This window comes from Methyloparacoccus murrellii (genome assembly GCF_054657115.1).
In genome coordinates this window covers 1-4816 of sequence record NZ_BAAHXD010000081.1, presented here as the reverse complement: position 1 = coordinate 4816, position 4816 = coordinate 1, and the positions used below count along the sequence as shown (strand labels likewise).

Here is a 4816-nt window from a genome sequence, read left to right as displayed (position 1 = left end):
TTTACTCCATACCTCATCATTTAGCTGTATTCCGCCAACAAAAGTTTCGGCTGAGACGATGTGAGAGCACACCAGAAGGCATGCACGTAAGATCCAACGAATGGATATATAATATCTTGTAGCCATAATTAATCACCCCTTTGCTCTATGTGCATTTTAGATTCTGAGAGATATCAAAACTCTCGCCTAAATCTAGCTTGGGATCAAAAAATATCACCTGTAGTTAAATTGATTGTTATTTTTGCTTATGATTTTGAAAAGCTTTTCGTCCTGTCACTGATCCCTGATCCGTCGCCACAGAGCCTCGACAATGACCATTGATGCGTCATCCGGGTGGATGGTCGGAAGGTCTGGGTTATTCCTGTCTTTGAGCCTCTGGCAGTCCAGCAGGAGCGGGATGGTGTATTCGATAGACCGCCCTCGTTAAAGATCAACTTGCCGAGGTCGCAGGACTGAAAGTGCGGATACACTTTGCCGGACCATTTTCACCGGCCTGCACCTCCACCTTATCCCGCTCAATCATTTTTCTGAACGATTCGCTAGTGGTGGCCCAATCCACGATATCCACTTTCCACGGTAGGTCGGATTCCGAAAAATCGTCGCTGAGGCTGGCGCTGACATCCAGCGTGAGCGGTTTGTCGGTGATGATGGCCAAATCGAGGTCGGAATATGGCTTGGCGGTCCACTTGGCCCGTGAGCCAAACGCCCACACCGAGAAGTGCGGCACATGTTTTTGCAGGATGCGCCACACGATGTCCCAGTGGTCAGGGCGGATGTCGATCAGCGGTGTCTCCGGGGTCATACCGGGTGGGCTTGCAACTGGTCTAGCAAATGGCGGGCCTCCGCCAAAAACGACGGAATGCCGGCCACGACTTCCAGCGCGGTGTCCTCGTCGTAGGTGTGGCTGGTCCTGGATCGCATGTGGCGGTAGCGCTTCCAGTCCGGCCAAGCCCCTAGCAACAGGGCTTGTTCATTACCCGTGCGGATGAGGTCTTGAAAGCTCATGTCATCGAATTGCGCCGGGTTGGCCGAAGTGATCTCCAAATAGCGCTTGAGCATCTTGTGACTGATTTCGTAGGTGAATTCGAAGCGTTGAATCAGTCCGTCGCGAATCTGCGTGTCGCTGATGTCGCGCTGATATCGTGCCCAGCCCTCGTCCAGGCGTTCAATGGCCCGTACAAGCGGGCTCAGGTCGAGTTTCACGTCTGGCATGCTTGGCTGCAATCGTGAGGTCACTCGGTTTGCCCAATCACGCATCGATCGCCACGATCCTTGGCACATGCCGCCCGCCCTCGAACGGGGTTGCGAGGAAGGTTTCGACAATCTTCTTGGCCATGTCCAGGGTGACGATGCGCTGACCGATGGCGATACAGTTGGCGTCGTTGTGGGAGCGGGTGAGGAAGGCGGTCTGCTCGTCGAAGGTATAGCCGCAACGGCAGCCCTTGACGCGGTTGGCGACGATGGCCTCGCCGTTGCCGCTGCCGCCGAGCACGATGCCCCGCTCGACCTCGCCCTTGACCACCGCCTCGGCACAGGGGCGAATCCAGGTCGGATAATCGGTGCGTTCGTCGCTGAAGCAGCCGTAATCCTTGACCTCATGCCCCAGCGCGGTGAGCCAGTGGCGCAAGGCCTCCTTGTAATCGAAGCCGGCGTGATCGGAAGCGATACCGATTTTCATGGGATATCCTCGTGCGAGTTGGGTTGGGCGGGACCGGCCGGGGGACGGGTGACCGAATTCTATAGCGCGCCGCCAGCCGCGCAAGCTGGCGACTGCGCGAGATTCGGGCGCCCGGCTTGGTGCGCGGCCATGCACTCGGGTATCTTGTTGCGTCGCCGTCCCACGCCATCCTGGAGAGTCATCATGAACGAACAACCCCGATTGCGCTGGGGCATTCTCGGCGCCGCCCGCGTCAACGAGCGCCTGCTGCCCGCCATCGTCGAGGCCAGCAATGCGGAGCTGGTGGCCATCGCCAGCCGCCGTCCGGGCGCGGCGGCGGAAACCCTGGCCAGGTATGCGCCAGCCGCGACCGGGGTGCGCGCCTACGACCGCCTGGAAGCCCTGCTGGACGATGCCAGCATCCAGGCCATCTACCTGCCGATGGCCAACGAGGAACATGCCGAATGGGCCCTGCGGGTGATCGAGCGTGGCAAGCATCTCCTGTGCGAGAAGCCGATGGCCCTGAGCGTCGCGGATATCGAGGCGATCGAGACCGCCGCCGGCAAGCGCGGCGTCACCGTCATGGAAGGCTTCATGTACCGCTTCCATCCGCAGCACCAGCGGGTGCGGGAGCTGCTGGAGAGCGGCCTGATCGGCGAGGTCTACAGCGTCAGGACCAGCTTCTCGTTCCAGATGCGCCCTGCCCGCCGGTACCGGCTGGCGCGCGACATCGGCCAGGGCGGCGGTGCCATGTGGGACATCGGCTGCTACGCCATCCATGCGGCGCGCATGTGGTTCGATAGCGAGCCGCTGGCGGTGACGGCCATGGCGCACCGGGTCGAGAGCGGGGCGGACATTTCCACCAGCGGCATCCTCGACTATGGTGGCGGCCGCCGCGCGCATTTCGATTTCAGCTTCGAATGCACCCGGCGCTCGGAATATGAGATCACCGGCACCAAGGGGGCCATCAAATGCCCGACAGTCTGGCAGCTGCCCGGCGACGTGCCGGAAATCCAGTGGTGGACGGAGGATGGCCGGCGCGGCGAGGAACGGCTGAAACCTGCCAACCATTTCGCGCTGGAAATCGAGGGCTTCGGCGCGGCGGCGCTGAACGGCCAGCCGCCGCGGCTCTCCCTGGCGGACGCCAAGGCCAACTGCCGTACCATCGTCGCCGCCCTGGAATCCGCCGCCAGCGGGCGCACCGTCCCGCTGGTCGTCTGACCGGTCGCCGCGCATGCGCAATCCCGAGCCGTCCGCCCGCCAGGCACCGGTATTCTTCGTGGACAGCTGGCGGGTCTACCGCAAGCTGGTGGACCAGAACTACATGTTTCACCGGGAGATCTATGCCGAACTCGGCCGGCAGCTGCGTGCCGTCCCGGAACAGGCCTTCGATCTGCTCGACCTGGGCTGCGGGGATGCCACCAACCTGGTTCCGCTGTTGCGGACACTGCCGCTGGCGAGCTACTGCGGCGTCGACCTGTCGGAGGTCGCCCTGGCGGCGGCGGCCGAGAACCTGGGCGGACTGGCCTGCCCCGTCAGCCTGCGGCAGGCTGACATGCTCGATTTCCTGAACCGGGAGGAGGACGACCGCTATGCGGTGATCTTCTCCAGCTTTGCGCTGCATCACCTCGATACCGCCGCGAAAGGCGCGTTTCTGGCCGCTTGCCATCGACGGCTCCGACCCGGCGGCCGGCTGCTGCTGATCGATGTGCTGCGGGAAGAAGACCAGAGCCTGGCCGACTACCTGGACGCCTACTGCGGCACCATGGCCAGCGAATGGCGCGCGCTCTCCCCCGAGGAGCTGGATTTCGCCATCGCCCATGTACGGGACTGCGACCGGCCGGACTCGCTCGGCCAGCTGCGCGCCCTGGCGGCGCAGGCCGGTTTCGGGCGGCTGATCCCGCACGCCCGACATGCCTGGCACCACCTGGTAAGCCTGCACGGCTGACCGGGTGGTGAGACACACCTCGGTGCCGGTCCGGCGCCAGGCTCAGGGTGCCTGGCCAGTGAGCTTGCGGTAGTCGATCGACAGCTTCAGCCCGGCAAACTGGCCCTTGAGGCGGATCAGCTCGTCCTTGCGGGCATCGAAGTACAGCTTGGCCTCGGCGACGCGCCGCGCCTCGTATTCCGGCTCGACCGGCTGCGACTCGGCCAGGAAGCGGTACACCAGCAACCGCAAGCCATCCTGGCGATGGTCCTCCAGGGGCGGTCCCATGACCGACAGGATATCGCCGGCCTTCGGCAGGCTCGCGGTCAGCCTGGGCAGGTCCTCCGGGTCGACCTTCAGCTGTTTCCGGTCCTGATCCACCTTGCCCACGCCCAGCGAGCGTATCGATGCCTCCAGGAATGCCGCCGGCGCCATTTCCATGAACAGCGGCGAGAAGTCGAAGGACGCCAGCCGGTTCCGGGGCGTCCAGGTCATGACGAAGGACACCCGCCTGGCTTTCTGCTCCGGGGTCCTGGCGGGATCGATGCGGAAATCCAGGTACCAACGGTATGCACCCCCCGGAAGCGGCTCGACCCGGCTGGGGTTGAGCTTGCTCAGATAGGTGAAGTCCTCGCTCAGGAGCACAGGCCTCAGCAGGTGGACGATGAAATGCCGATTCGCCACCTCGATGCGCACGTTATCGTCGAATTCGGCCAGCTGGTTCTTGATCTCCAGCAACCGCAACCACACGCAGCCCGACAGCAGCAGCGCCAGCAGGATGAACAGCAACCGGGCAAGGCTGGATAATGGCTTTGCGTTCATGGGCAGGTTCAGGGAAAGCGGAATGGGAGGGCCACGGCCAGGAGGACAGGCATGGCGCCTTGATCGCGTCAGAGCCTGCGATTATAATGCGCTGCTTGCGTGGGTCGTTAGCTCAGTCGGTAGAGCATTGCACTTTTAATGCAGTGGTCATTGGTTCGAATCCAATACGACCCACCATCAGACACGAAGGCCTGCTGCGATGCAGGCCTTTTCTGCTTTCAGGGGCCCGGGCAAGTGCTTGCCGCCCCTTTTCCGTTAGCAACCACCCCCTCTCCGCGCGCTTGATCGGCACAAAGACCAGGTAACCGCGAACCAGCCTGTCATGCAGCAGGAATGCTTCCCGCCGTCGCCGCGTTCGATCGGGTGACGGTTGCTGGCGCACAGGAAACCTCCATTGGACCGGGGCGGAA

At 62.6% G+C, this 4816-nt stretch carries 6 protein-coding genes and 1 tRNA gene; 3 read left to right on the top strand and 4 right to left on the bottom strand.

The annotated features are described in order from the left end of the window. Positions 1-430 precede the first annotated feature (430 nt). From ACYQ1H_RS15115 to rpiB, 3 genes are read right to left on the bottom strand one after another with little or no spacing between them, the layout of a single operon-like run. Positions 431-802, bottom strand: a complete 372-nt coding sequence (locus ACYQ1H_RS15115) for a nucleotidyltransferase family protein (RefSeq protein WP_460028873.1) — start codon at positions 800-802, stop codon at positions 431-433. After that, a complete protein-coding gene (locus ACYQ1H_RS15110; protein ID WP_460028872.1) occupies positions 799-1203 on the bottom strand; it encodes a nucleotidyltransferase substrate binding protein in 405 nt (134 codons plus the stop codon). The genes ACYQ1H_RS15115 and ACYQ1H_RS15110 overlap by 4 nt, the downstream gene beginning before the upstream one ends. Positions 1204-1249: 46 nt before the next feature. Further along, positions 1250-1678 carry a ribose 5-phosphate isomerase B gene (gene rpiB / locus ACYQ1H_RS15105; protein WP_460028871.1) on the bottom strand — a complete coding sequence of 143 codons (429 nt, stop codon included), beginning with the start codon at positions 1676-1678 and terminating at the stop codon, positions 1250-1252. A 183-nt stretch (positions 1679-1861) separates the two neighbouring features. Between rpiB and ACYQ1H_RS15100 the strand changes: the two genes are divergently transcribed. Both ACYQ1H_RS15100 and ACYQ1H_RS15095 read left to right on the top strand, forming a co-directional pair. Beyond that, positions 1862-2878, top strand: coding sequence for a Gfo/Idh/MocA family protein (locus ACYQ1H_RS15100; RefSeq protein ID WP_460028870.1), 1017 nt, complete (start codon positions 1862-1864; stop codon positions 2876-2878). A gap of 13 nt (positions 2879-2891) precedes the next feature. Next, entirely contained in the window at positions 2892-3605 is a 714-nt protein-coding gene (locus tag ACYQ1H_RS15095) for a class I SAM-dependent methyltransferase (RefSeq protein ID WP_460028869.1), read from the top strand. Between the two features lie 42 nt (positions 3606-3647). Here ACYQ1H_RS15095 and ACYQ1H_RS15090 read toward each other — a convergent pair whose 3' ends face one another. Further along, on the bottom strand, positions 3648-4406 hold the full coding sequence (locus ACYQ1H_RS15090; RefSeq protein ID WP_460028868.1) for a hypothetical protein: 759 nt from the start codon (positions 4404-4406) through the stop codon (positions 3648-3650). A 101-nt stretch (positions 4407-4507) separates the two neighbouring features. Between ACYQ1H_RS15090 and ACYQ1H_RS15085 the strand changes: the two genes are divergently transcribed. Continuing rightward, positions 4508-4583, top strand: a tRNA-Lys gene (locus ACYQ1H_RS15085). Positions 4584-4816: the final 233 nt, after the last annotated feature.